The 26766-nt window shown below is 57.7% G+C and carries 20 protein-coding genes; 13 read left to right on the forward strand and 7 right to left on the reverse strand.

The window, feature by feature from the left end:
• The first annotated feature begins 40 nt into the window (after positions 1-40).
• On the forward strand, positions 41-670 hold the full coding sequence (locus V7660_RS08160; RefSeq protein ID WP_335602583.1) for a nitroreductase family protein: 630 nt from the start codon (positions 41-43) through the stop codon (positions 668-670).
• Here the strand turns inward: V7660_RS08160 and queF are convergent.
• Both queF and V7660_RS08170 read right to left on the reverse strand, forming a co-directional pair.
• Positions 667-1134 (reverse strand): preQ(1) synthase, encoded by a 468-nt coding sequence (queF, locus tag V7660_RS08165; RefSeq protein ID WP_335602584.1) that lies wholly within the window; start codon positions 1132-1134, stop codon positions 667-669. The genes V7660_RS08160 and queF overlap by 4 nt on opposite strands.
• Position 1135: 1 nt before the next feature.
• Positions 1136-2158: a calcium/sodium antiporter gene (locus V7660_RS08170; RefSeq protein ID WP_335602585.1), complete on the reverse strand. Its 1023-nt coding sequence runs from the start codon at positions 2156-2158 to the stop codon at positions 1136-1138.
• 274 nt (positions 2159-2432) lie between these two features.
• On the opposite strand from V7660_RS08170, the gene V7660_RS08175 reads away from it, so the two are divergent.
• The 3 genes from V7660_RS08175 (at position 2433) to V7660_RS08185 (ending at position 8941) form a co-directional block, all read left to right on the forward strand.
• Entirely contained in the window at positions 2433-4214 is a 1782-nt protein-coding gene (locus tag V7660_RS08175; protein WP_335602586.1) for an autotransporter assembly complex protein TamA, read from the forward strand.
• The gene (locus V7660_RS08180) at positions 4214-8326 is read left to right on the forward strand and encodes a translocation/assembly module TamB domain-containing protein (protein WP_335602587.1); all 4113 of its coding nucleotides are present in this window, start codon (positions 4214-4216) and stop codon (positions 8324-8326) included. The genes V7660_RS08175 and V7660_RS08180 overlap by 1 nt, the downstream gene beginning before the upstream one ends.
• Before the next feature lie 246 nt (positions 8327-8572).
• Positions 8573-8941 (forward strand): helix-turn-helix domain-containing protein, encoded by a 369-nt coding sequence (locus V7660_RS08185; protein WP_335602588.1) that lies wholly within the window; start codon positions 8573-8575, stop codon positions 8939-8941.
• A 15-nt stretch (positions 8942-8956) separates the two neighbouring features.
• On the opposite strand, the gene V7660_RS08190 is transcribed toward V7660_RS08185, so the two are convergent.
• On the reverse strand, positions 8957-9943 hold the full coding sequence (locus V7660_RS08190) for a LysR family transcriptional regulator (RefSeq protein WP_335602589.1): 987 nt from the start codon (positions 9941-9943) through the stop codon (positions 8957-8959).
• 725 nt (positions 9944-10668) lie between these two features.
• On the opposite strand from V7660_RS08190, the gene V7660_RS08195 reads away from it, so the two are divergent.
• Positions 10669-13005, forward strand: coding sequence for an ATP-binding protein (locus tag V7660_RS08195; RefSeq protein ID WP_335602590.1), 2337 nt, complete (start codon positions 10669-10671; stop codon positions 13003-13005).
• Entirely contained in the window at positions 12971-13366 is a 396-nt protein-coding gene (locus V7660_RS08200; RefSeq protein ID WP_335602591.1) for a response regulator, read from the forward strand. The genes V7660_RS08195 and V7660_RS08200 overlap by 35 nt, the downstream gene beginning before the upstream one ends.
• A 72-nt stretch (positions 13367-13438) precedes the next feature.
• Here V7660_RS08200 and V7660_RS08205 read toward each other — a convergent pair whose 3' ends face one another.
• The gene (locus V7660_RS08205) at positions 13439-14602 is read right to left on the reverse strand and encodes a GGDEF domain-containing protein (protein ID WP_335602592.1); all 1164 of its coding nucleotides are present in this window, start codon (positions 14600-14602) and stop codon (positions 13439-13441) included.
• Between the two features lie 413 nt (positions 14603-15015).
• Between V7660_RS08205 and V7660_RS08210 the strand changes: the two genes are divergently transcribed.
• From V7660_RS08210 to V7660_RS08240, 7 genes are all read left to right on the forward strand, one after another.
• On the forward strand, positions 15016-15420 hold the full coding sequence (locus V7660_RS08210; RefSeq protein ID WP_335602593.1) for a response regulator: 405 nt from the start codon (positions 15016-15018) through the stop codon (positions 15418-15420).
• Positions 15421-16081: 661 nt separating this feature from the next.
• A complete protein-coding gene (locus V7660_RS08215) occupies positions 16082-17101 on the forward strand; it encodes a glycosyltransferase (protein WP_335602594.1) in 1020 nt (339 codons plus the stop codon).
• A 50-nt stretch (positions 17102-17151) separates the two neighbouring features.
• Positions 17152-18123, forward strand: coding sequence for an acyl-CoA dehydrogenase (locus V7660_RS08220; RefSeq protein ID WP_335602595.1), 972 nt, complete (start codon positions 17152-17154; stop codon positions 18121-18123).
• On the forward strand, positions 18120-18776 hold the full coding sequence (locus V7660_RS08225) for a PIG-L deacetylase family protein (protein WP_335602596.1): 657 nt from the start codon (positions 18120-18122) through the stop codon (positions 18774-18776). The genes V7660_RS08220 and V7660_RS08225 overlap by 4 nt, the downstream gene beginning before the upstream one ends.
• A gap of 17 nt (positions 18777-18793) precedes the next feature.
• Complete coding sequence (locus V7660_RS08230; protein WP_335602597.1) at positions 18794-19357, forward strand: class I SAM-dependent methyltransferase; 564 nt, start codon at positions 18794-18796, stop codon at positions 19355-19357.
• Positions 19358-19469: 112 nt separating this feature from the next.
• Complete coding sequence (locus tag V7660_RS08235) at positions 19470-19901, forward strand: hypothetical protein (protein WP_335602598.1); 432 nt, start codon at positions 19470-19472, stop codon at positions 19899-19901.
• Complete coding sequence (locus tag V7660_RS08240; RefSeq protein ID WP_335602599.1) at positions 19898-20821, forward strand: cation transporter; 924 nt, start codon at positions 19898-19900, stop codon at positions 20819-20821. The genes V7660_RS08235 and V7660_RS08240 overlap by 4 nt, the downstream gene beginning before the upstream one ends.
• Positions 20822-20866: 45 nt before the next feature.
• Here the strand turns inward: V7660_RS08240 and ligD are convergent, their stop codons facing one another.
• From ligD to V7660_RS08255, 3 genes are all read right to left on the reverse strand, one after another.
• A complete protein-coding gene (gene ligD / locus V7660_RS08245) occupies positions 20867-23347 on the reverse strand; it encodes a DNA ligase D (protein WP_335602600.1) in 2481 nt (826 codons plus the stop codon).
• Positions 23348-23350: 3 nt separating this feature from the next.
• Positions 23351-24211 (reverse strand): non-homologous end joining protein Ku, encoded by an 861-nt coding sequence (ku, locus tag V7660_RS08250; protein ID WP_335602601.1) that lies wholly within the window; start codon positions 24209-24211, stop codon positions 23351-23353.
• Positions 24212-24285: 74 nt separating this feature from the next.
• Positions 24286-26670, reverse strand: coding sequence for a membrane-bound PQQ-dependent dehydrogenase, glucose/quinate/shikimate family (locus V7660_RS08255; protein ID WP_335602602.1), 2385 nt, complete (start codon positions 26668-26670; stop codon positions 24286-24288).
• Positions 26671-26766 lie beyond the last annotated feature (96 nt).

A 26766-nucleotide genomic window follows, 5' to 3' on the forward strand; every position in this document is an offset into this window, starting at 1 on the left:
ACGTCTTTAAGAATGAGTCGCAACTACCTATGTTGCCGCCATGACAAAGCGATTCCCCCCCGCCCCCGCCATTGCCACGCCGATGCTCGCCACCCGTCCCAGTGAGGAGGCCCGCCAATTGCTGGCCCTGCGCCGGTCTGCCGGAAAGCATTTCATCGGGGAGCCCGGCCCCACCCCGGCGGCCGTCGACGAGTTGCTCGAGATCGCCGCCCGGGTGCCAGATCACCGCCGCATGACGCCGTGGCGCTTCATTGTGTTTGAGGGCGATACCCGCGCCGAGTTCGGCCAGGAATTGGCGCGCATTCTGGGCGAGACCAAATCGGATGCGGAATCGAAGGATCTGTTGGAGGCAGCCGGCTTGTTCCTGCGGGCGCCGGTCGTTGTGGCTGTGATCTCCTCGCCGAAGGATGATGGCCGCACGCCGGTCTGGGAACAGGAACTCTCCGCCGGAGCGGTCTGTTACAATCTGTTGCTGGCGGCGAATGCCAGCGGCTGGGCCGGCGCCTGGTTGAGCGAATGGCCGGCCTTTGACGCGAAAGTGGCTGACGCCCTGGGCCTGTCGGCCACCGAACGCGTCGCCGGTTTCATGTATCTGGGAACCTCAAAGATCGACCCGCCCGAACGCGGCCGGGCCAACATGTCGGAGATCATCACCCGCTGGTCGCGCTAGCCTCGTCCGCGATAGGGGGCAACGCCCGTATCGGGCACGTAAAGACCGGCCGGGATTTCCCCGGACTGCCAGAAGACATCAATCGGAATGCCGCCGCGCGGATACCAGTAACCGGAAATGCGTAGCCAGGTCGCCTCGGTGAAATCAGCGATCTTCTTGCCGATGGAGACGGTGCAATCCTCATGGAAAGCACCATGATTGCGGAAGCTGGTCAGGTAGAGCTTCAGGCTCTTGGATTCCACCAGCCATTCGCCGGGCGCATAATCGATCACGAGATGGGCAAAGTCCGGCTGGCCCGTGACCGGGCAGAGCGAGGTGAATTCCGGCGCCACGAACCGGGTCAGGTAGAGTGCGCCGGCATGCGGGTTGGGCACGCGCTCCAGCTGCGCCTCTTCCGGGCTTTGCGGTTGGTTTGTGTTCTGGCCGAGTTGGTCCAGGCCCTGATAGATCGGATTGTCAGCCATATTAAAGGATCGCCGGTACGGGAATGAGATTGAAGGTGAGCCCCATATAGAGCGCATAGCCGAAAAGGAGAACCGCCCCTTCCCAGCGCGCGATCAGGCGACCAGTGATCGCAAACAGGACCATCAGCCCGACCGACAGGATCAGCGCGGACATATCGCCCAAACTGATCAGGCTGGTGCCCGCCCCGGACGTGACCGCATCCGTGGTGACATCGCCGACCGGCACGCTACGCACGCTGAACGGATGGACCAGCGCCGTGACGCCCAGAATGCCGAGAATGTTGAAGATGTTGGAGCCGATGATATTGCCGAGCGCGACATCCGCCTTGCCGCGAAAGGCTGCGATCGCCGACGTGGCAAGTTCTGGCAGGCTGGTGCCCACGGCCACGATGGACAGGCCGATGACGGTTTCGCTGATACCGAACTCCCGCGCGATGGTTACCCCGCCATCGACGAGCAGTTTGGCCCCGAACACAACGCCGACAAGACCTGCCAGCGCCATCAGGATGCCGAATATGACCCCATAATTCGCCTCGACCGTTTCAGCCTCTTCAGCATGCAGGGCCGAGGCTTCATCCCCGGTCGTCTGGTCCGCGAACAGCGAAAAGCCCACATACGCCACCAGACACGCCATCAGCATGAATCCTGCAAGGCGGGAGAAGAGGTCAAACCAAATGAGCCCGCATAGAAGGATGGTGACGATGACCATGACCGACGTATCCCGCATCAGGGCACGAGGATTGGTGATGATGGGATGGATCAGTGCGGCTATGCCGAGCACGAGCAGGATATTGGCAATGTTGGACCCGACCACATTGCCGACCGCAATGCCGACGGCGCCCTCATTGATGGCGCGCAGGCTGGTCACAAGCTCGGGCACCGACGTCCCGAAGCCGACCAGGGTCAGGCCGATCACCAGGTCGGAAATGTTGAGCTTGCGCGCAACACTCACAGAGCCCCGAACCAGTCCCTCGCCTCCGATAAACAGGAGGACGAGACCGCCCAGAACCATCAGATATGTCATGAAAATCCCCGTGGGAAAGAATGGAGTTGCCAATATGGGGGCCCGCCATAAGTCGCACAATCTGGCCCATGATGAGTATTTTTGCGGGGTCTGATTTCGTCGCGAATGGACAAAAAAACAGCTATCGGGTTGGAAGCGACAAATTTCAGCAAACTTGTTCACCGTACACTCAGCTCAATAACGCACATATCTCAATGAATACGCAAGGATCGAAGGAAAGATGGTAAACCGGGCAGAACGCCCATCGGACAGACTTGCCCTGCCCCGAGGCAGGATGGCTGTCTGCTGCCTGGCGCTCAGCCTGATGCCCGCCTGCGCCTATCTGCGCGGCAATGGTGACAGTGAGACGGCAATTTCCGGAAACACCATCATTCCGGTCACCATCGACGGTCTGCCAAACAATCTGGAAGATGATGCGCGCGATGCGGTCGCGATCCGCGCAGGTGAGCCGACCAGCCTGCTTGATGTGCGCCGACGTGCGACACAGGCCGCCAGCGCGCTGGAAGAGTATCTCGCCTCGGAAGGCTACTTCATGGCCCTCGTCAGTCCCGATCTGGTCGAGGACATGGTCACGCGCCCGCGCCTGGATGTGGATATCGGCGAACGGTTCACGATTGCATCCGTGACCTTGGTGGGCACCGATGACCTGCCGGATGACGTGGGCAACCAGCTTGGCATCACCACGGACGAACTGGGCATTGGCACCTGGGCGGTGACCGACGACATCGAGGCGCTGGAACGACAACTCGTCACCCAATTGCGGAATTCAGGCTATGCCTTTGCCGAAAGCCAGGGCATCGACGCGCTCGCCTCGCGGGCGGACAAGACGCTGGATCTGACCTACCAGCTGGTACCGGGCCCCCGCGTCCGGCTCGGCGAACTGGTCATTCCGGACGATCTGAAAACCGAAGACCGCGCGATTCAGATCCTGCGCAACTGGAAACCTGGCGATTATTACTCACCGGAGAAAATGGAGACGCTGCGCACGCGCGTGCGGGGAACGGATCTGTTTGACGGCATCGGGGTGAATGTCCAGAAGACTCCGGGCACGGACGGCCTGCACAAAGTCGATCTCCAGCTCTCGGAAGGCAAGCGCCGCTCGATCGGCGCGGGCGTCAGCGTCTCGACGTCTGACGGCGTCGGCGCGACCGCCAGCTGGGAACGTCGCAATCTGACCGGCATCGGCGACACAATCGGCGTAGAGGCCCAGATCGCCACGCGCGCCAGCGGCCTGACACTCAGCTACGAGCGACCGAACATTGGCCGCTATGGCCGGGACTTCATGGCCGAGACCGGCGTGCGCGCCGAGGAAACCGATGCCTACGACCTTCAAGGTGCCAGCGTATCGGCGAGCCTGTCCCAGCCATTCAACGACCATTTCATGGTCTCGGCCGGAGCGAAGGTCGATGCCACGCGCTCGACGGATTATGAATTGCGCGCGCAAGGAGTCGATGACTATCGCGAGCAGGTGACGCTCTCCTTCCCGCTCGGCGCGACCTATGACACGGTCTCGAAGCCACTTGATCCGCAGGCGGGCAATCGGGTGTCTCTGGGCGTCGAACCGGGCGTTTCCTTTGGTGGTGGCGAAGCTTCCTACACACGAATCACCAGTTCCGCCTCGACGTACCAGAAAATTTCCGACCGGCTGGTCGCCGCCGTCAGGGCTGAAGCCGGGACCTTCCTGGGCGATGACGGCGTACCCGTGGATCGGAAATTCTTTGCCGGCGGCGGCGGATCCGTACGTGGCTTCGAATACCAATCCCTGTCCCCGACAGATGCGGACGGAAATATCATTGGCGGCGACGCCATGTTTGCGGCCACGGCGGAGCTGCGCTGGCGCAAGTCGGAGCGCTGGGGCTATGTCGCCTTTGTCGATTCCGGATATGCGGCGCGCTCGATTGATGAAGCCTTCAGCGAGATGCGAACCTCCTTCGGTCTCGGCGTGCGCTTCTATCCGGGCTTCGGACCGGTCCGGTTCGACATCGCCACACCGCTTGACCGGCGGGAAGGTGAAGACCCGGTTCAGGTCTATGTCTCCATCGGGCAGGCCTTCTGATGGCAGCCCTGACAACTCTCCTCGACATGGTCCGGCGGCGACGGTGGCTGATGGCCATCCTGTCAGTTCTGGTCGTGCTGGCCGTGATCCTCGTTTCCACGCGCCTCTGGATCGCCTCGAGCGGCGGGCGCGCTTTCGTGGAATCCCAGATTGATGGCCGGAAGGCCGGATCGCTGGGCACGCTGCAGATTGAAGGCCTTACCGGCGACCCTCTGGACCGGCTCGGTGCGGACCGGATCACACTGACCGATTCCGAAGGCGTCTGGCTGTCGGTCGAGAATGTCGACCTCGCCTGGTCGCCCGCGCGGCTGATGTCGCGAACGATCAAGCTGGACCTGATAAGCGCTGGCAAGGTCGACGTCCTCCGCCGCCCCGTGACGGAGCAGGATGACAGTCCGGACTCCGGATCCTCGGGCAAATGGGCCGTCTCGCTGGACGAATTGAAAATTGCAGAATTGCTGTTGCAGGAGGGCGTGGCAGGCCCACGCGCAGCATTTGAAATCGACGGGCGCTTCCGCCTGCCAAAAGCCCGGACGTTCGATCTGGCAGTCACCGCACTCCCGCTGGAAGGTGTGGGCGACAGGGTAGACGCAACGCTTAAGCGCACCGCGTCCGGCGCATACAGCCTTGATGCTGAAGTGGAGGCTCCTGCGGGCGGCACGCTGGCGACGCTCGCCAGACTGCCCGACGGCGACAGCGCCTTGCTGACGGCGCGCGCCAGCGGCACGCTGGACAATGGCGACGGCTTTGCCGAACTGAAAATCTCCGGTGCGCCGGTTGCGGAACTGACCGGCAAGATCACGGCAGGCGACCTGCTGGCCAGCGCGAATGTCAACGCAACGCGCCTGCCCCTGTCGGACAGGATCAAGACGCTGATCGGTCCCGCCGCGCGCCTGACGCTCGACGGCGATATCCGGAAAGCGAAAATCCCGTTCAATATGTCCGGTACGCTGGCCTCGGGCACCTTCTCCGCTAACGGCATATATCGACGCCGCGCACAGGATTTCGACGGCCCCGTCAATCTCGATGTCAAATTCTCGGGACTTGAGGAGCTGGCCAGCCTTGATGCGGATCTCACCTTTACCGGCACGCTTGCCGATCCGATGGATACGCCTGCCCTGAACGGCACGGCAAGGCTGACAGCTGACAGCACTGCTGATCTGCCTTTTGACATGCTTGAAGGACCCGTGAAAATCGTGTCCGACAACAGGCGTATCCGTTTCGAGGGCACGCTTGCCGGAACGGGCGTCTTGTCCTCCAGCGCGACGGCGCAGCGGATTGCCGGCAAGGCCCCGAAATTTGAGCTGGCCGGAGACTACAATCGCGATACCGGCCTTGTCACGCTGGCGCCCTCCACCATGCGGTTGTCCACCGGACGGGTCGCAGCAAGCGGCACCATTGGTACCCGCGAGAAGACGCTGGACCTGCAGGCCCGCCTGCAACAGGTGTCTGGCCTGCTGGTCTCCGCCCCGCGCCTGTCTGCCACCGGCTCTGTCGGCGTAACCGGCAACTTCAAATCGCCCCTGATTGTTGCGGATTTGACGGCTCAAGGCATTAGTGAAGTCAATTCAACGGTCGCCCAGGCACTGGGAGAGTCTGCCCGCGTGCGCGCCAGCATTCAGAGAGCGGACAAGGCTTATCAGGTACGGTCGGCCAGGATCGATGGCGACAAGCTGGAGCTGATGCTGTCCGGCAAATATGCCTCCAACGGCGCCACAACACTGACCGGCCAGTTCGAACAGAGTGCAGCCATTGAGATATCGGGCACATACCTCAATCTGAATGCGGGCACGCTCAGCCTGTCCGGCCTGAAGGGCATTCAATCCATCAAACTGACCTCGACGGGCGGCGCCCTCAGCCGCAACTCCATTGATGTCACAGCTCTGCAAACGGCGGTCGATCTGAGCCGGACAGATGATGGCTGGGCCGGTCCTATCGGCCTGTCCGGTGATACGGGGAACCAGCCCGTCGAAATCACGTCGATAGCGTCCTGGGCTGATGGCGTCTTCGCCTTGCGGGATATCCGGTCTGTTTATGAGACCGCCCAGCTGTCCGGGTCCCTGATCTATGGCGGCAAGCGCGGGCTTGATCTCACCCTCAACGTCGCGGGCGAACGTTTCAATCTCGGGGCACGGCATGTCGGCGCGTTCGATGTGAAGCTGAGTGTGGACCGGGCGCCGGACGCAGACATGTCCATCACCGCCTCCGGTCAGGTCCAGAATGTCTGGCTGTCCCCCTCGCTCCGTTTCGACTCGATCAACGGCCAAATCCGGAATGCGCCGGAAGGCTATAATTTCGCGGTGCAGGTAAAACGCGAACATGAAACCCGGCCGACCGCCCTCGATATATTGGGGGCAGCCGATTTTGCAGCGGAATATCCGAGCGGTCAGATTGAGCTGGATGGCACCTTGCTGGGAGAACAGGTTCGCTCGGTCCAGCCCATTAGCTGGCGTCTGGGTGAAACGCCCTCCATCGAAGCGAACCTCGCAATCTTTGGCGGCTCCATCGAGGCACGGATTGCCGAGCAGACCCGCACGCCCCGCATGAGTCTCACTGTAGAGAATGTCGACCTCGCGCCCGTGCTGGCTTCCGCTGGAATCGCGACACGCCGGGTCATGGTGAATGGTGACGGCGACTTCTTGCTCTTCGGCGCCAATCCGGAAGGCCGTTTCGACATGAATGTCGAAGGGCCATTGCCGGGGCTGGAGCGGTCTCTTGCGGTCGATTTGGTCGGCCATCTGCGCAATGGGGCGTTGATGATAGACGGCGCAGGCGATTATGGCGAGCTGCGCCTGGCGGGCTCAGCCACGCTTCCCGTCGCGGCTGAGCCCGAGGGCATCGCCCATTTCGACATGGACCGGCCGATGCAGGGCACGGCAAATCTGAAGGGCGACTTGTCTGACCTGCGCTCCCTCGCGCTCGCCTATGGCCATGATGTTGGCGGTGTGATCGACGCGTCCGCCGAGCTTTCGGGAACCCTTAAGGCCCCGACTGTCCGCGCTGAAGCGGAACTGGCAGATGGCATTTATGAATTCGGCGCGACCAGTTTGAGGCTCGTGAATTTGGACCTGGAAGTCGCCTACTCCGATGCCGCCCTTCGCCTGACCGGGACCGGTGATGGCGCCGATGGCGGCACCGCCACCGTCTCCGGCACCCTCTCGACCGATGAGACCAATTTGACCACAGAGTTCGCCGGCCTGCTGCTCTACAACCGGGACGGCGACTCGCTGCGCGCAGATGGCAAGGTCAACCTGACTGGCAATACGGACCAGCGAACCGTCTCCGGAACCGTGGACATCCAATCCGCCCGGTTCAATCTCGACAATCTTCCCTCCTCCAAGGCGCAGGCCATTGATGTGCGCTGGAAAGAGGACGGCGAAGAAGGCGCTGGCCAAAGCGCCCTGAGACAGTCTCTGTCCCTCGACCTCGACATCAATGCCGACCGGCGCGTGTTCATCGATGGGCGCGGCCTCGAAAGCGAGTGGGGCGCAGACCTGAAACTCACCGGGACCGCGGCGGATCCGCTTCTCAATGGCCAGGCCACCATGCGTCGCGGCACGCTCGCACTCGCCGGCCGGCCGTTCGTCTTCGACAAGGGGGCAGTCTATTTCGAGGGCCCGCTGCGCCGGGCCCGGCTGGATGTCGAGGCGGAGCGGAGCGTCAATGGATTTGATGCAACGGTCGCGCTCGCGGGATCGCCCACCAGCCCGAGCATTGCCCTAAGCAGTTCACCTGATTTGCCAGAGGATGAAATCCTCTCACGCCTCCTGTTCGGGCGGTCATCGGTGGATCTGTCAGCCCTCGAAGCAGCCCAATTGGCCAACTCCATCGCGCGACTCAGTGGCAACAGCTCGGGCTTCGATCCGACCTCCGAGCTTCAGGCGGCCTTGGGAATCGACCGTTTGTCGTTCGGCACCAATGAGGAAGGCTCCGCACAAGTAGGCGTAGGACAATACATCGCAGACGATGTATATCTTGAGTTAAACTCGGCCGGAGCTGCAGGAAGTTCCGTTGAAGTTGAGTGGGAGCCAAGACCACAGGTTTCCGTTACTTCAGAAACTACTACAGACGGGGAGGCCAAGCTCTCAATTAAGTGGAAAAAGGATTATTAAAAATTGCAGAGGCTTAATCCACTTCAGGTGGGATCGGACCTTTCCTAACATGGGTTGTGACATAGCAGAAAGCACTGCTTTTTATGGCTTTTTCGCCGTCACAAAACAGTCCAATATTGGAACGGTAATGAGATTGAAATGCAAATTTAGATCTGCATTCCGTTTTCTTGGGTAGTGCTGGTCTTGCCATAACACCCTTTGCGGGAAATCTAATTACCTCTGATGGATATATGGAGCGAGCAGGTCATGAAGCAATCTACTTCCAGAGCCCCTACGGCAGTCGATCAGATGGTTGGCGAAAAAATTCGAAAACTTCGCCTGGACCGTAATCTGACCCTCGCTGAACTTGGCTCTGAGCTCGGCATCAGCCACCAGCAGCTGCAGAAGTATGAAACCGGCACGAACCGTCTGAGCGCCGGGATGCTCGCCAATGTCGCGGAAGTTCTTCGTGTCTCGATCGCCAGCCTTTTCGAAGACGAAAATGCTGAAGACGGTAAGGACACCGATCCATCGGCCAAGGTTCGCGCCGAATGCCATTCCTGGATCGACCGTACCCCGTCCAAGGAGCGCCTCAGCATCATGGCGAAAGTCCTGCGGGCAATGTCGAGCGACTAAGCTCGTCCCCTTTGACTAGCCGGCCACCCGCGGCAAGGGGGCCCTCTCATCCGTATCGCTTGCAAGGCCGAGGCGCTGCTTCGGATGATAGAACTCGTCGGTGAACCAGGGCGAGACCTGCTTGTCGAACTGGGCCTTGATCCACTCGATCATCAAATTGCCAAGCGGCGACCGGCGCGTCTGCTCTGTATACGCCATCCAGAACTGGATCGGCGCGACTTCGGACATGTCCAGCGCCACCAGGTCCGGGAAGACATCCTGCAAATAGGTCGGCAGCAAAGCGATGCCCCCGCCCTGCCGGCACAGCGCGATCATGGCACTCGCCGAATTGGTGACGAAGGCGAAGTCGATCATCTTCTTCAGTTCGGCCGCCTTGGGTGCCCATCGCTCAACCTGTTGAACATAGGATTCATGCAGGATACATCGGTATTGGTGATACTCGAACAGGCTGGACGGCAGGGTCTCTTGCGCGTCCAGATAATCCTGCGACGCGAAGCCGATATAGTGAAGCGTGCCAAGCTTGTGCGAGATGATTTCCGGGTCGCGCGATTCGGTAAACTGGATCGCGATATCGGCCTCTTCATTCAGCAGGTCCGGTTCCTCTTCCTGCACATGCATGCGGATCTGGGCCTTGGGGTGCACGTTTTGGAACTCTGCCAGGCGCGGCGCGATCCAGTAAGGTCCGGCTCCATCGCCCGTCCCAATCGTGATCCGCCCTTCCGGCCCGTCACTCTTGCCAATCGCCTTGCTGAAAGCCGCATTCGCCGATTCTTCCATCTGCCGCGCATAGCGCAGGACCGTCTTGCCGGTCTCCGTCAGCTCCATCCCCCGCGTTGAGCGACTGAACAGCTTGCTGCTCAGGAACTCTTCCAGTTCGTCGATCTTGCGGCTGACCGTGGGGGGAGATTCTTTCAGTCTCGCAGCTGCCCCCGTCATGCTGCCCAGTTCGGCCACCACTTTGAAAACGCGCAGCTTGTCCCAGTCGATCCGTTGGTTTGACATCTTGGTTTCCAGAATCGAGGAAGTTGCAGGGCAGTTAGACACGGCCGCCAACCAAACAACTTGCTTAGGCAAAGAAGAATTTCAGCAAATATTGGGATAAATACTATCCAGCGGACAGTCATTTACAATAGGGCGGCATCATTTGACCACGATTGTGGCCCCCTCGCGTAAAATGAGTTCACTCCTTCAGCGGACTGCAGCGATCCTGTATCAGCAGATATGGAGACGAACGCTTGTGTACTGGGTGCATCCGGAACCCGGACGCCGGCCTAGGCTCCCTCATCGAAGTCGCGGAGCGGCGTGAGACTTCCGCTCGGAGAGTGGATGTTGAAAACGATTCCTCCAATGGGGAACACGATGAGGGGCAATTGATTGCCGCAGGGTTGGGGGGCGGGCCTGACAGACTCTCTGTGTTCCGAGCTTTTCGGAATGAGGGCCGCGAGCAGCGTGCGTCCTGACACCGTCTCCGCCAACGGAGCGCTGTCATCCCTCCTCCCACTCCTATCCTCGGCATGACAAGGCCAAGTTGCAGGTGCCGGAGCGAACAAGGCTTGCCACGAATCCATCCAGTCTCCTGCGGCGGAACGACAGATCGATGAGTCAAACACATATATGGCGGGCCGGGGGTCCGCATAAGCAGTAAGAAATTGTACAGCTTTCCGCAGGCAAATGACTGCAAAGCGTCGCATCAGCTGACGGATTGCTACCGCCAAAGAGAGCGCGCCATGAAACCATACCCCAGACGTTTGACGTCCTTTGTCCCCCAGTCCTTGCGCAGCAAGATCATTCTGCTTGCCTGCGGCGTGTCCCTGGTAACGTCACTTGCGCTGGGCGCCCTCCTTGTTTTACGAACCACTTCCCTCTCGCGTGACATGGCCGTGGAAAATGTGGCTCATGAAGCCCAGTTGGTAGCCTTGGAATTCAAGCGCACCTATGACGAGATGATCAATGATGCCTTTGTCGTCTCACGCACGCCCCCCATCCAGGGCATGCTGCGAAGTGCGGCCAACAACCAGATCGATCCGCTGGACGGGTCCACGACGGATCAGTGGCGCCAGCGCCTGGAAGACATTTTTGTATCAATGATGCGTGAGCGGACTACCTACACACAAATGCGGTATATCGGTCTCGACAATAAGGGCAGAGAGCTTGTGCGAGTCAACCGGGCCTCCAATGGGTGGGAGCGGGTCACGGAGTCACGGCTGCAAGCCAAGTCGGAGGAAGTCTATTTTCAGAAAGCGCTGACTCTCGCGCGAGGTGAGGCCTATTTCTCGAATGTCACCTATAATCGCGAATTTGGAACGCTTGACAGCGATCTCGTCCCCACCCTGCGCGCCATCGTGCCCATCTTCGACTCGAAGGGCAAAATATTCGGCATGGTGGTGATTAACACCGATTACAGCGCCATGCTCCGAGAACGGTTTGACGTCATACAGTTGAAACGCAATATCATTGTCTCCAATGAATCCGGCGATTATATGGAACAACATGCTGACGGATCGGTCACCGCATTCCAGTACAATCTGGAGGGGTCGGGCGAGCGCGCACAACTGCTCGCGGCGCTTCGCCCAAAGCGTGAACAGCATGCTTCGACATGGCTGCTGAATACGGAAAATGATCTGATCTATTCCGCAAGACTACCGATTAGTCAGCGCTTGGATGATTCACACCTCATCATATCTATCCGCGTCCCTCATAGCGAGTTGATGACGGGTGTGCTGCGCATCCGAAACGAAGGGGCCTTGCTTGCCTTGTTGTTGATCGGATTGTCGCTCGGCGGGGCTGCCTGGACATCAACACGACTGACCGCGCCCTTGCTCGCGATGACCACATCCATCCGGCAAGCGAGACTGTCTGGCGGCGTGCCCGCGCTAGCGATCGAACGTGCTGACGAAATCGGAGAACTGGCGGGAGCATTCCAGGGATTGGCGCAAGACCTGAAAGGGGCCGAAGCGCGGGTTCGGGCCATTTTTGACAATATGCTCGATGGTATATTTTCAACCAACGAAGAAGGGATGATCCAGGATTTCAGTCCATCTTCCGAGCGAATATTCGGTGCCTCTCATGAGGACATGACCGGACGGAACATTGGATTGCTGATGCCGGAATCGATTCTTACCGACTATGAACCGTTTTTGAGTTCGGATCAAAAATCCTCCCCTGGCAGTGTGGTCGGGGTCACCCGGGAATCGGAAGGCCGCCGTCTGGATGGCTCCACCTTCCCCATGGAGATCTCGCTGAGCAAGGTCGATGCCGGAGGTCAGATCATGTTCATCGGAATCGTACGGGACATTACAGAACGCAAACAGATGGAGACTCTAAAGAGCGAGTTCGTCTCGACAGTGAACCACGAGCTGCGTACTCCCCTGACCTCGATCCAGGCCTCGCTCGGCATCTTGCAAAAACGGCTGCGCGGGAAAGTCGGACCTAAAGAAGAGCGCCTGCTGGACATTTCCCTACTGAGCACGGAAAGGCTGGGGCGCCTGGTCAATGACATTCTGGATGTCGAGAAAATCGCTGCAGGGAAAATGGAATTCTATCCCGAAGTCTGTGATATGAAAGGACTGGTGACGGACATTGTGGAGCGTCACCAAAGTCTGGCGGAGAAATATGGTGTTACCTTTCAGCTGAAGGCAGATACTCCGGAAACCTACAGTATAGTGGATCCCTCCCGTTTCAATCAGGCACTCGTCAACCTTCTCTCCAACGCAGCCAAATTTTCCCCGAAGGGCGAAGCCGTCATGATTGAGATCACGGAACAGGCAAATGACCGGATTCAGATATCGGTATCTGATAAGGGTCCGGGCATTCCGACCTCGTTCCGGGACAAGATATTCCAGAGGTTTGCCCAAGCTGACGGGTCAGCCACACGTATGGCAGGCGGGTCCGGCCTTGGCCTGAACATCACTAAATCAATTGTAGAATCCCTGGGCGGAGAAATTACTTATGATAGCGTGGAGGGTCACGGCGCCACTTTCAGGCTGAACTTTCCTACGTGCACATCTTCGACGAAACAAGGAGACGCAGATGGCAAACGGCCTGAACAAGATACTATTTGTTGAAGACGATCCGATGGTCGCGGAACTGGCGGTCATGGCATTAGAAGAATTTGGAGGATTGGAGCTGCATCACTGTATAAGCGGTGCAGATGCCGTGGCGCAATTTCATGACTTTGCTCCCGATATGTTGCTGCTTGACGTCATGATGCCGGAAATGGATGGCCCCGAAACACTTCGGCGTATCCGCGCGCTTCCCAACGGCGCGGCAGTCCCAGCCGTCTTCATGACAGCGAAATCCCAGGCCCATGAGCAGGAAGCCTATCTTCAGCTTGGGGCTATCGGGATTATTCCCAAGCCCTTCGATCCTCTGACCTTGCCAGACAAGCTGGCAGAATATTGGCAACAGGATTCCTCGGCAGACTAGGAAGTATTACCAGGCGCTGCGTCGCTGGCGGCAATTTTTCAAAGATTGAGAAGGCGCTGGCCCCTACAAGGATCAAATGAACTCGACGTCGAGATGCGTCCGGGTTCTCGACACCACTTTGCAGGCAACTCTGAGCTTATCGGACCGAATAAGCAGATGAAATTCATCCGGGACATTCATGGTTGTCACAAGGTCCAGGCCAGCTCCCGCCTGCCCCAGCGAACGAACCGTACAATCGATCGAGGCATGCGTGCCTGAAAAGGCGACCTGACCGGCCTTAAGCACCCTACGTCTGACAACCGTTTCCACGCGGTCGCCTGCGCCCCAGACCATGCAGCGATTTCGACCAGCTTGCTTTGCCTGATACATCGCCGTATCCGCGCGGGCCAGCAAAGTGGATAGGTCATAGGTTCGGTCTGACTGGGTGGCCACACCAAAACTCGAGGTGACGGCCACCGTCGTATCCTGGAAGTTGAACCGCATCGCGCCGATTGCTATGCGGAGTTTTTCCGCCACCATGACTGCGTTTTTTTCATCCGTTTCTGGAAGCAAGACGGCGAATTCCTCTCCTCCGAGACGACCAAAGACGTCGCTTTGACGAAGATATGTGCGACACGTTTCCGCGACCGCCTTCAAGACCTTGTCACCCGCAGGGTGACCATAGGTGTCATTGATGGATTTAAAGTGATCGACGTCAAAATAGATCAAGGTGAGCGGGTGCCGGTGCCGGCTACAGAGTTGAGTCAGTCGCTCGGCCTCATTCTCAAAAGCCCGGCGTGTGAGCAAACCAGTGAGTCCGTCACTCAGGGCCAGCCGTCTTAATTCGTAGAAATCCGTTACCACCCGCGCCACATCTTCAAGCGCCTGTATCTGACTGGGCGGCAAGTCTCGCTCGCACGAATCGAGCGCCGATATCGTTCCGATGATCTCATCGTTCACCGAATAGATTGGCACGCCTGCGTAGAATTTGACGTCACTGTAAATTTCATCGGGATCAAGACCTGTAGACGCTTTCAGCCATCGCTGCTCACCGTCGGTGACAATGATCGTGGTGGATTCGACACCCAGCATATTGCGGAGCAGCGAAACGATATTCTCGAAGAATTCATCAGCGGGCGTGTAGAGCGTTTGGCGCTCCGACTGGAAGGGAGGCAAAGGCTCCATAACTTTAGAAACCACACTGGGTTGAGTTAACAACAAAACGCTTGTCGAACCGGGTTGAGTAACCATTACCATTCAGCCCATCTAACGTGCTGACCACCCTGCGATCTCAGTCACACCGCATGATACATGTATAAGTACGGATTACGCGGCAAAACGGTTCCATGTTCCACTGCAATTAAGCATTCTTGGCAAAACAAAGACTTCCAAGATCTATCGCTTTGGAATAGTTTTGACATCGCTATTGCTTGCCTGATGTATCCGAAGCGGCCTTCAGATTTGTTGCCAGAACCGACAAACAAGCGTGAATTCTGGGGCGCCACACCAAAAGATGCCGGTTGATTTCTCACATGCGCACAACTGATCACGGCGAGACGGCCGAGCGTTAAGCATGGCTTAAGATGATGCGTCGCTTTCGATGATTCCGTGAACCATATGTCAGCCAAACTTCGCCATGATGAATCTCAACACGAAGTAGGACAAGTACCATGGCAATAGATAGAATTCTTGTCGTTGACGATGACCGCATGTTGAGAACTCTTCTCGTGCACAAACTCTCACGGCTGGGATGCCGGATCGATCAGGCCGAAAATGGCCGCGGGGCACTCGACAGCGTTAAAAGTGACCCGCCGGGCCTGATTATCCTCGATGCCATGATGCCTGTTATGGATGGTCACGAAACGCTACGCCAGCTGAAATCCGATCCTGAAACAGCTCACATTCCGGTCTTCATGCTCACCGCACGGCGGGGCGAAACTGACGTGGAAGACGCGCTTCATCTCGGCGCGGCAGACTATGTGTCAAAGCCGTTCAACCCGGATGACCTCGTTGTGCGGATCGCTCGTTTCGTACTTGCGCAATTTGATGAAAAGCCTCTGGCAAATATCGCCTGAGTTCACCGCCCGATCGATATTCGAATTTCCGACCTGGGAAAGGCACCGGGACCGCCTAGAAAATCACATCATGCAGACAAAATGAGCATTAGTGGTAGGGATAGTGCGCGTATTACATCGAAATTCGCGTGGACTAGCTGGGCCCTCTTGATCAGGAGATCACCTCGTCGATCCTTTCGCACGAGTCGCTGAAGCTCCATGACCGCAATGTGAGTATGCGCGGCGTCGGCAGTTCAGCGTGAATGGTATTCTGGCCGACAGTCTGCCGATGCCAGAGCCACTCGCTGCATGATCTGAATCCACATGTCTTCCTTTGCACCCATTGCTGACGTCTGCATCATCGAATGGCAAGCAATGTGTCAGGAACCAAATCTCATGCTTGAGAGTTGAAACCTATAGCATCCGCAATCGAGATAAGATGGAGGTTCGTGATGTCCGACCCGCAAAACCATTTCGAGCTTTACTTTGAAGAATTGCGGGATCGCTGGACGGCGAGCGACCAAATTTCACACATAGTGAACCAGAGGGCGGGCTGTGTCAGTTACGCAAATGTGAAGGCATATTTGCAGGCGTCGCGGGCAAGCATTCGCAAGCCCACAAACTCACTCGCCGAGCACAGTCGCAAACTAGATGCGCTTGAGAGGACTTTGTGAGCTCGTCAGTGCACGGCCAGATAGCCATTGGCATTCCTGTCCGAAATGAAGCCCGACGGCTCACGCGTCTGCTGGATGCTCTTGCCAGGCAGACAGTGGGACCTGGTGCCTTTACTGCGTGCTTCTTGCTTGATGGATGCACGGATCAAAGTGCCACCATTCTATCAGACCGTGCCGGGAGTCTACCTTTCGAAATATGCACGGGAACGCTCCCTCGCAGTGCGCCCAATGCTGGTCGCGCGAGAGCGGCGGCCATGAGGCTTTGCTTGTCACAGCTAGGTCCGGCTGAGAAGGCATTCCTGCTCACCACGGACGCGGATTCCCTTCCTGCAAACAATTGGGTCGAAATGAATTGTCGGTCCCTGCAAACTGTCGATGTTGTAGCGGGGCATATTATTCGCAACGGACGGCGTGCTGGCACTTGGCGCACACGCCTGGAAGATTACCAATTTGAGCTCCACCGGTTCCGTAGGACGCTCGACCCCATCAGCTATGATCCTGCTCCAAGCCATCCCTCTCTCGGGGGCGCCAGTCTCGCATTTCGTGCTTCAGTCTATCGCGAGCTCGGCGGTTTTCTGGACCTTGCGCACGGCGAAGACACGGCCCTCGCCGAAAGAGCAAGGCGACAAAACTATCTGGTGAGGCAAGATGGGCGCGTTAGGGTCCTGACGTCAGGGCGCACGGTCGGACGCGCGCCGGACGGCCTGGCGCATGAACTCAGGTCGCAACTCCCACAAAAAGCACCGCCCAATGTACCGAATCCTGTTCGATTGGCGCAGCATTTCCGAAAACAGGCAGCTTTGCGCTACGCCTTCGAAACAAATCGCATGAGCCCGGTAGCGCAACACTTTAATTTGTATCCGGAACACCTGAACGAGGTCGCAGCAATCGTCAGGACCAGCGATGCCTTTGTGGAGACGATAGCCCCCCTCAATGCCGCCGACCAGAGTGATCTTATCCCTCTCCCACAGGCCGAACGCCTGCTAGGTACACTTTGGGCAAAGGATACGGATCGGGCTGTCGCTTGATGACCCGATCATTGTCCGCATCTGTCCTGAACGCACCTCACGCGCCTTTCGTGGCTCTCGGTGAGAATTTCCGCCTATGGCTGCAGGGCATCGATCTGACCCAAAGCGAGAATGGAGACAATCTTGCCCTGCTTCGCACCCTTTACGCCGCCGGCCGGCAAAGCCTGCCTTTTGCACGGCTGCTGGAGGGACATGTCGACGCCATACAAATTCTGTATCGCACGCTCGGCCAGGCAGATCGGAGTTACCTCGACGCCTTGTTGGAATCAGGAGCGAGCGTGGGTGTCTGGAACGCGGATTTACCGGGGGCGCCCTTGTCCCTTATCAACGAGACCTTGTCAGGGGGCAAAGCGTTCGCCAGTGGTGCAGGCATCCTGTCCCATGCACTCGTCACGCTGAATGCGGGCGACAAGGATCATGTGCAACTTCTTTTGCTCGACCTCAGCAAAGTTCCTCCAGAGATCGACACGACTTGGTGGAATGTAATCGGGATGCAGGCCTCAGAGACACATATTGTGCGATGGAACGGAGCCATCAGCCAATCAGACTGGAAGGTCGGCGAACCTGGAGATTACGAAAAAGAGCCTTGGTTCAGTGGGGGGGCGTTACGATTTGTGGCCGTACAGGCGGGCGCCATTGCTGCACTTTTTGACGGCGTCAGAGATCATCTCATCAAGACTGGGCGTGACCAGGACGTCCATCAGACAGACCGGCTGGCTGAACTCTATACATGCGCGGATATTTCTGCTGCACTGGTTCGGCAAACTGCAAGCTGTTCAGAGGATACCGTCGAAACAAAACTGGCAAGGGTCGCCCATGCCCGTACCGTTGTATGCGATCAGGCCGAGCGCGCCATTCTGCTTGCCCAGCAATGTGTCGGCGTCAAATCAATGTTCCGGGACCACCCGTTATCGGACATTATTTGCAATCTCATGGTCTATCTGCGCCAACCGGCACCCGACGCTCATAAACAGAAGGTTGGGCGTGCCGCCGCAGCGGGGGGCATACAGCCTCAGCTATGAATAATCCTCTGCCGCTCAAGAACATACGGCTAGCGCTGATCGTGGCACCGCATCCGGATGATGAAACGATTGGTGCGTTCGGCCTGATGCGCCATCTTGTCCGGCATGGGACCGATGTTCGCATTACCGTCGTGACCAATGGGGCGGCGTCCCACAAAAGCAAGGCCTGGCCTCCTGCAAGATTGATAGCCCGCCGAAGACACGAAACCCGCCATGCATTGGCCCGCATCGGTATCCCTCAAACGGCCATCACCTTTCTCGATTTTCCCGACAGTGGTCTACAAGATATGCCTCCGACCGGGTTCAGTCGTCTCAAACAGAAACTTGCCCAGGGGCAGGAGCCGGATTTGGTGGTACGGCCCACTGTCTTTGATTTTCACGCAGATCACAGGATCGTCGCCCGGGCCTGTCAGGAAACATGGCCGCCCCGGGTGCATCAGCTCACTTATATGATCTGGCCGGATGCCTCGCAGCCCACCAATCCTCCCCGGTACAAATTACCCTTGAAGGACAGCCGATTGATGAAAGCTGCCGCTATTGCAACCTATCGCAGCCAGACAGGGCTGATCGAAGATGATCCCGATGGATTTTGCATGGATCGCCCGCTTATTCAGAGTCTGGCCGGCCCGAACGAATATTTTGGCATGCGATGAAACGCGGTGCGATCTCATTGGACGATTTTGAACGGAAGTTTGCCGAGAACCCCGATCCGTGGCGAACCTGGAACTCCCGATATGAACGGGTAAAGCGGGCCGCTCTGGGACGAGCGGTGGGCACTGGCAAGTATGGGCGCGTCCTCGAACTTGCAGCTGGCAATGGATCGAACACACCCATGCTGGCGGCCCGTTCGCTCAGACTGACCTCAACCGAGGGCACCTCCACCGGCGTCCAACTCGTCCGAAAGGCCGCGGGGCTGCTTCCACGTGTGAAAATTTCCCAATTGGCCCTCGCCGACAGATTTCCCGACATGAGCTATGACCTGATCGTCATCTCTGAAGTTCTCTATTATCTGTCGGATCAGGATCTGAACGGTCTGGCACGCGAAACCGCGAGACGGCTTCGCCCGAACGGGGCGCTTGTCCTGGCTCACCATTGCGAGACCTTTTCCGACGCGGCCCGCTCCGGTCTCAATATTCATCAGGAGTTTTTACGCAGGATAGATGCGAGCTTCACTGTGGAATACCATAACCGTTCCCGGCGTTACGCTCTCCTGCGCGTGCGCCGAATGTCTTGAATGGGCCGATGTGATTGCGGCGCAGACGGGGAATTATTCTTTGAAACGGGAACTTACCGGAGAAGACGGCGGTTGAGTCCTTTTCTTCGTCTTGTTCAAAGAGAGTTTGGGAATGCGATTTCTGCGCGGTTTCACCCACACATATCTGCTTTGTTTGGTTCTGATCGGTGTGGCCGCATGTGGGCTGCCAGTCGACCCTCGCCATACCACGGATACGGTGAGGGGTGGGACGCTGCGTGCCGGGATGGTCGGCAATCAGGCTCAGACAGAATTTGATACAGCCCACCTCAAGTCACTGGCTCAAACCAGACAGGCAGAGCTACATGTTGTGCAGGGGACTACGGATGAACTGATTGAGCTTCTTTCAAAAGGTGAACTTGATGTGGTCGCTTCTCTTCCAAAAGAAACGCCCTATCGCAAGCAGGTGGGCCTCACGCAGACCTTTGCCCATCCGGGTTGGACCAAGCCGCGAGTCTGGGCCGTTCGCTCCGGCGAAAATGAATGGCTGATTGTACTTAACAATCATTTGGGAGGCTCAAAATGATCGCCGCACCGCGTCCGCCCGAACAGATAGAAAATGATCTGAGGCGTGCGGAGAAACTTGAATGGCAAACCATATTCTGGGTCATGATAAGTGTCGGCGCCATGTCTGCCGCGATGGGCGGTTCGCAAGCGTTCAAAACAGCCTGGATTGAAGATGTATTAAGTTTGCTTGCGCCTATTTTCTTCCTGCTCTCCCGGCATGTGGAAGAAAAGGGTGAGACGTCTGTCTTTCCCTACGGATTTCAGCGTGCGGGAACCTTGGCCTTCTTTTTGTCCGCGTCTGCTCTGTGTGCTATTGGCGCGTTCCTCCTCTATGAGGGCCTGCAGTCTCTTGTGACAATGAAACATCCCACCATTGGATCGAAGACCATTTTTGGTCATCAGGTCTGGATGGGGTGGATCATGAGTGGGGTCCTGCTTTTCAGCATTATTCCACCCGTCATTCTGGGTCGGGCCAAACGAAAGATTGCCAAGAGTCTTCATGACGAAGTCTTGTTCGTCGACGCCGACACGAACGCGGCTGACTGGCAGACCGGTGTGGCCAGCATTGCGGGTATAGTGGGAATTGCCTGTGGCTGGTGGTGGGCGGACGCGCTGATGGCCTCGGTGATTTCGCTAAGCATATTAAAGGATGGCTGGACCGCGTTGAAGGGATCGACGATCCATCTATTGGACGGTTTGCCTCGCGCCGTCGATTCCGGACAGCCTGATCCGGCAGTACAAGAATTGATTTCGCGCTTGGAGGACGAATACCCCGCTTACCGTGCCCAGGTACGCGCGACCGGGCGATACCTTCGAGCGCGTCTTGAGCCACGAGACAAGCCACATCTTGACCGTGAAACGGCCAAAAGACTTATGTCGGAAAAGTCGTGGCGGTTAATTGAATTGGCGCGCGGCATGAGATCAGAAACCGACAAATGACCTGCTCGGCATAACCAACATAGCTGTCGATCCGTGCAAGAAAGATCACGCCCCACTTAAGACGTCCAAGGTACGGGCGGATAGGGATTGCCGCAGATCCGAGTAGGCCGCCCAGGGATCCTGTTTCAATGCTCCCAGCCGACGCAGGATATTCGAAAGCGTATACTGATTGGCCCGTTCGATACGTCCCAGCTCAGCCCACGCAATAGGGGTCGCAATCGGCGCGCCGGGTCGCGCACGGAGCGAATAGGGACAGATTGCCGTTGCCCCTCGCTCATTGCGAAGCCAGTCGATATAGATTTTCCCTTTGCGTTTGGCTTTCGAAGCGACCGAGACATAGCGGTCCGGCGCCGCGCGGGCCAGATGTTCAGCAAGCCCTTTCGCCGCAGCCTTGACGTCAGGCCAGTCTCTACGCCGTTCAAGCGGAGCGATCACGTGTATACCCTTGCCCCCCGTGAGAAGTGCAAACGACGTCAGCCCAGCACTCGCCAGGACATCCCGAACCTCCATCGCCGCTGTCTTCACCTCGTTGAACTCGACAGCCTCATCTGGATCAAGATCGAGAACGAGGCGATCAGGACGCTCCAGCCGGTCGGTCTTGGCGCCCCAGACATGTAATTCCAATGCGCCCATTTGCGCCGCCGACACGAGCGCGGCCGATGAGTTGAGGATCAGGTATTCCGCCCATTCGCCATCGCGCTCGCGAATCCGGGTCTTGCCGATCGCATCCGGTAGAGAGCCAGTGTGATGTTTCTGGAAGAAGCAGGCATCACCAGCTCCCGCCGGACAGCGGACCAAGCTGACTGGATGATCCTTTAAAAAGGGAAGCATCCGATTGGCTATGGCAGACATATATTCGGCAATCTCGGCTTTGGTCGCCCCTTGCTGCTCGAACACGATCCGGTCTGGATGCGTGATCCGGACCCCTTCGATCTGGAGGTCCTCCTTTCTTTGCACATCCGGGCGATGTTCCGGCTCAGGTTTTTTCACCTCGGCAGCCTCCTTGTCCTCTCGCAAACCGAGAAAACTGGGATGCCGTAGCAATCCGTCCTCAGTCCGGTCTGTATAGGCTATTTCACATACAAGTTCAGGCGACACCCAAACCGCGTCCCGTTTCACCGCCGCCGGCACATCCACGAAGGGTGGGGTTTTGCGAACCCTCTTCGACAGGCTCTCCGAGAGCTGTTTAAGACTCGTCTCGGTAAAGCCTGTTCCCACACGCCCTCGATAAACAAGTCTTTCGCCAACATACTCTCCCAGCAGGAGTGATGCGAAAGGTCGCCCACGTTTACGAGACGTCCGGTAGCCCGCAATAACAAATTCATCGCGACCGACACATTTCGACTTCAGCCAGCTTTTCCCGCGACCGGACCGGTATCGGGACGTCCGCTTCTTCGAAACGATCCCTTCCAACCCCATACGACATGCCTTGCTGATGACATCGTCGCCTTGTCCGTCGACATGGTCCGAATAGCGAATAATGTCATGATTATCTGGCAAAAAGGATCGCAAATGCGTTTTGCGTTCTTCGAGGGGAAGCGCTCGGAAATCCTTTCCATTCAGCCACAAGAGATCAAAGGCATAATAGGCAAGGTGTGCGTCCTGATCCCCGGAGGTAGCGGCCTGTAAAGCACCAAACCGGCTATGGCCGTGTGCGTCCAAGGCAACAAGTTCACCATCAAGGGCAGCCGAGCCAGAACCGATATCCCGTAACGCCCGGCTGATGGTGGGATAGCGGGCCGTCCAGTCATGCCCGTTGCGGGTCATCAATCTGACCTGATCGCCGGAGATCAGAGCCTGAATCCGATATCCGTCAAATTTCAGTTCATGTATCCAATCTTCCCCGGCCGGGGGCGCATCCCGCAAACTGGCAAGTTGGGGCGGTGTAAACTCCGGCAGCAATTCTTCCGGGGGCTCAGGCCGGGTGGATTTAGGCTGCGCCCTCTCAGCCCCCTTCTCGATTTCCTCGAAACTGCGATCCGAGATCACACTTGTCGTCCAGGTTTTTCTGGGATCTTGCTTTGTGTCGGCCGCCTTATCGCGCTCCTTGACCAGCAACCAGTTCTCGCGCCCTTTCCGGCTTTTCGATTTCATCAGGATGAGCGCCCATCCTCCGGAGAGCCTGTGACCCTCGAGGTCGAATTTCAACACGCCCTCCTGTAATCCCTTGTGCGGGTCGCCCCGCGGCCTCCAAACTCCCTGGTCCCAGAGCATGACGGTGCCTGCACCATATCCAGAGGGAATGACGCCCTCGAAATCCCCATAAGCCAGGGGATGATCCTCTGTCCGTACTGCCAACCGTTTGTCTGATGGATCGAGGCTTGGGCCCTTGGTAACAGCCCAGCTCTTCAACACACCCTCAAGCTCGAGCCGGAAATCATAGTGGAGGCGGCTCGCGGCGTGTTTCTGGATCAGATAGGAGAGCCCCCTTTTCTTTCCCGAAGCAGCGGCGCTTTCTTCTCCGTCGGGTTCAGGCGTTTGGGAAAAATCCCGTTTTTCACGATAGGGTCGCAACAGGTCGGCCATGAATCATGCGGCCTCGTCCGATTTGGATTTTGACTTGCGCTTCGATTTCGATGTTTTTCTTTTTTTCGAACCGCCTTTTTCCACGCTTTTCTTGAGCGCTTCCATCAGATCAACAATATTGCCCCGCCCCCCGCTCGATCCCGCTCCGTCGGACTCATCACGACTTACTGCACCCGCCTCACGCTTTTCTTCGATAAGGTCTCGCAAAGCTTCAGTGTATTGGGATTCGAACGCCTCTGCCTCGAAGGGTGCAGCCTTCCGTTCAATGAGTTCTTCCGCGAGATCGAGCATTTCCTGCTCAGGCTCCAAGTCGGGAATGTCGTCAAACACGGAGTCACTCGAGCGTATTTCTTCTGCGAAGCGAAGCGTTTCCAGAAGCAGTCCCTTGCCGCACGGACGGATGGCAACCACATAATCCCGTCCCCGAACTGCCATCTGGCCAAGGCCCACCATTTTTGATTGGCGCAGGGCTTCCCGGATGACAGTGAATCCTTCGGCCGCAACTTCATCTTCAGCCGGCACGACATAATAGGGCTTTTCGAAGTACCGTGGGTCAATTTCGCAGGCATTGACGAACTGCACGAGATCAATCGTCCGTCGGCTTTCGAGCTTGATCTCGTCCAGATCCTCCGGCTCCAGCAGGACATATTCATCCTTCGCCAATTCGAATCCCTTGACGATATCATCCGTATCTACCGGACCGACGCCATCAGCAATTTTCTGGTAATGAATCCGCTGTCCGCTGGGTTTGTGAATCTGCCTCAGGGATATCCGGCCCGAGGAGGAGGTTGCCGTGTAGAGCTCTATTCCGATATTCACGAGAGAAAGGCGTAAATGCCCTTTCCAGTATGCGCGCATGGCCATGATGTCAGTCTCCTGATCCTATCAATGCCGATGAGTTCAATCCGGTTCCGTAACAACGCTCTGATACCACAAAGTCAGTTACTCACATCATCCGGCAGGGCCCAGGCAATGATCTGATCTCCCACAGGGGTTTCCATGAAATGGTGCCCGCCGGTCATCAGGACGAGATACTGACGTCCTCCCACACTGTAGGTGATCGGGGTCGCCTGTCCGCCCGCCGGCAACGTATCTTGCCAGACGGTCTTTCCGGACCGCAGGTCAATGGCGCGGATGAGATCATCGGTCGCCGCAGCCACGAACACAAGATCCCCCGCCGTCACCAGCGGCCCGCCATTATTGGGCGTACCTATGGTCAGGGGAATGCCGGTGGGCAGGCCGAAGGGACCATTTTTTCTGGCCGTCCCCAGAGGCCTGTCCCAGACAGTCTCGCCACTGTCCAGATCAATCGCCCGGATACCGCCATAGGGGGGTTCCTTGCAGAGCAAGCCCGTGACAGGCATGCGCCAGCCCGCATTGACATCAATCGCATAGGGCGCACCGGCCTGCGGATCGCCCGCGCCTTCGGCGCCATGCGCCATACTCCCGCCGCGGGCTTCCTCGCGAGGCGCCCACCCTTTCCGGTCGGCCTCTTCCCGCGGCACCAGACGATTGTAATTCGGCATGTCATTGTAATTGGCAATGATCAGGCCACGCTCAGGATCAATGGCAACGCTGCCCCAGTCGGACCCGCCATTATAACCGGGATACTGAATCCAGCGTTGATCCACCGTCGGCGGCGTATAGATGCCGTCATAGGCGGCCTTTCTGTACTGGATGCGGCAAAACATCTGATCAATCAAAGTCATCCCCCACATGTCCTTTTCTTCAAGGGGGGGCTTGGCGAGCGTATGATAGCGGGAAAAGGGCTGGGTCTCGCTTCGCTCGTCTGGCTCCACGCCACCTTGGGGCACCGCTCTTTCTTCGAAATCGACAAGCGGCTCGCCCGTGGCACGATTCAGAATGTAGAGATCGCCCTGCTTGCTGGGGATCAGGATCGCCGGAATCGTGCCCTCAGAGCCTTCAAAATCGAACAGGGATGGCTGGGAGCCGAGGTCATAATCCCACACGTCCTTGTGGACAGTCTGGAAGTGCCAGGATGGTCGCCCTGTCCGCACGTCCAACGCCACCAGCGAAGTGGCATACGTGTTTTCCGGCTCGGTTCGGCTGCCGCTCCAATAGTCGACGGCAGAATTGCCCATGGAAATATACGCCAAGCCCAATTCATCATCGCCGGCCGCAACAGTCCAGGAGTTGGGCGTACCCCGCGTGAAATAATCTCCCTCCGGCGGAGCAATGGAAATATCCGGGCGGGTCATATCCCAGGACCAGAGCCACTCCCCCGTCATGACATCAAAGCCCTTGATGACGCCGGACGGCGCTTCAAGTTTCTGCCCATCCAACACCTGGTGATTTGTAACAATAACGCCTGACACGACGCTGGGCGGGGACGTGATCGAGACCATGCCCGGGACGATATCTCCCATGCCTGTCTTGATATCCACCTCTCCATTCTGTCCGAAATCTGTGCAGGGCTCGCCCGTCTCAGCATCGACAGCGATGATCCGGCCATCCAAAGTGCCCTCGATAACCCGTGCATGGCACGCAGCCTCGGCATCAAGATCACTCTCATAATAAACAACCCCTCGACAGGCTGCCGTATAGGGAATCCAATTCTTGTCCACATTGGGGTCGTAGTGCCAGATCTCCTCGCCCGTTGCGGCATCGAGCGCCATCATCTGGTTTGTGGCGGAGCAAAGATACAGGCGGTTGCCAATCTTGAGGGGCGTGGTTTCTGCCCCATAGGAGTTGTTCTCGGTGTCTTCCGGCAGATCCCCTGTATGGATCAGCCAAGCCCGTTCGAGCTTTGCCACATTGGATCTGTTGATCTGTTGCAAGCCCGAATAACGTTGTGCCTGACTGTTCCCATAACTGACCCAGTCGGCATCTCCCGGTGTGTCCACGGCCGGACGATTTTCCGTCAGACGCTCGGGGCCACCTGGAGTCTCATACATTATGATGCCCAGCGCGGCGAACCCGACACTCAATACCGTAGCCAGAACACCGTATTTTCCCCAGCTCCAGCGCCCCCTGTCCAGCATCGGTAACATGGCAAGCACAGCAAGCAGCAGAACAAACGGACTGACAAATCGGGGCACCCAGGCCCAGAAATCACCTCCGGCCTCCAGGATGCCCCAGAATAGCGTGAGGACGAATACCCCCACATATATCCAGATACCCGCTAGCTGTCGGCGGAAGAGCAGCGCGCCCGAAACGAGAAGGCCAAGACCGGAGAGGGCGTAATAAGCACTTCCGCCTAGAGTGACCAGGCGCGCGCCCCCGATCAATAACACAAGGCCGGCCCCGCCTATGAGGAGACCCAATCCCTGAATGACTATTTGACGGCTCGAACTCGGCGACATGAGATGCCTCCCCTGTACGTGTGTCGTGAACTCAGGTCATGGGAAACGTGCAGACTTTTACTTTGTTCCGGAATTTATAATCCGCATACGACCTTA

The organism is Hyphomonas sp. (assembly GCF_036964145.1).
Classification (GTDB): domain Bacteria; phylum Pseudomonadota; class Alphaproteobacteria; order Caulobacterales; family Hyphomonadaceae; genus Hyphomonas.

Excerpts from the sequence above, each read along its gene's own strand:
- V7660_RS08195 (WP_335602590.1), top strand. The coding sequence starts at position 10,669 with ATGAAACCATACCCCAGACGTTTGACGTCCTTTGTCCCCCAGTCCTTG.
- V7660_RS08240 (WP_335602599.1), top strand. The coding sequence starts at position 19,898 with ATGATCGCCGCACCGCGTCCGCCCGAACAGATAGAAAATGATCTGAGG.
- V7660_RS08185 (WP_335602588.1), top strand. The coding sequence starts at position 8,573 with ATGAAGCAATCTACTTCCAGAGCCCCTACGGCAGTCGATCAGATGGTT.
- ku (WP_335602601.1), bottom strand. The coding sequence starts at position 24,211 with ATGGCCATGCGCGCATACTGGAAAGGGCATTTACGCCTTTCTCTCGTG.
- V7660_RS08200 (WP_335602591.1), top strand. The coding sequence starts at position 12,971 with ATGGCAAACGGCCTGAACAAGATACTATTTGTTGAAGACGATCCGATG.
- V7660_RS08225 (WP_335602596.1), top strand. The coding sequence starts at position 18,120 with ATGAATAATCCTCTGCCGCTCAAGAACATACGGCTAGCGCTGATCGTG.
- V7660_RS08160 (WP_335602583.1), top strand. The coding sequence starts at position 41 with ATGACAAAGCGATTCCCCCCCGCCCCCGCCATTGCCACGCCGATGCTC.
- V7660_RS08235 (WP_335602598.1), top strand. The coding sequence starts at position 19,470 with ATGCGATTTCTGCGCGGTTTCACCCACACATATCTGCTTTGTTTGGTT.
- V7660_RS08180 (WP_335602587.1), top strand. The coding sequence starts at position 4,214 with ATGGCAGCCCTGACAACTCTCCTCGACATGGTCCGGCGGCGACGGTGG.
- V7660_RS08170 (WP_335602585.1), bottom strand. The coding sequence starts at position 2,158 with ATGACATATCTGATGGTTCTGGGCGGTCTCGTCCTCCTGTTTATCGGA.
- V7660_RS08175 (WP_335602586.1), top strand. The coding sequence starts at position 2,433 with ATGGCTGTCTGCTGCCTGGCGCTCAGCCTGATGCCCGCCTGCGCCTAT.
- V7660_RS08190 (WP_335602589.1), bottom strand. The coding sequence starts at position 9,943 with ATGTCAAACCAACGGATCGACTGGGACAAGCTGCGCGTTTTCAAAGTG.
- V7660_RS08255 (WP_335602602.1), bottom strand. The coding sequence starts at position 26,670 with ATGTCGCCGAGTTCGAGCCGTCAAATAGTCATTCAGGGATTGGGTCTC.
- ligD (WP_335602600.1), bottom strand. The coding sequence starts at position 23,347 with ATGGCCGACCTGTTGCGACCCTATCGTGAAAAACGGGATTTTTCCCAA.
- V7660_RS08205 (WP_335602592.1), bottom strand. The coding sequence starts at position 14,602 with ATGGTAATGGTTACTCAACCCGGTTCGACAAGCGTTTTGTTGTTAACT.
- queF (WP_335602584.1), bottom strand. The coding sequence starts at position 1,134 with ATGGCTGACAATCCGATCTATCAGGGCCTGGACCAACTCGGCCAGAAC.
- V7660_RS08210 (WP_335602593.1), top strand. The coding sequence starts at position 15,016 with ATGGCAATAGATAGAATTCTTGTCGTTGACGATGACCGCATGTTGAGA.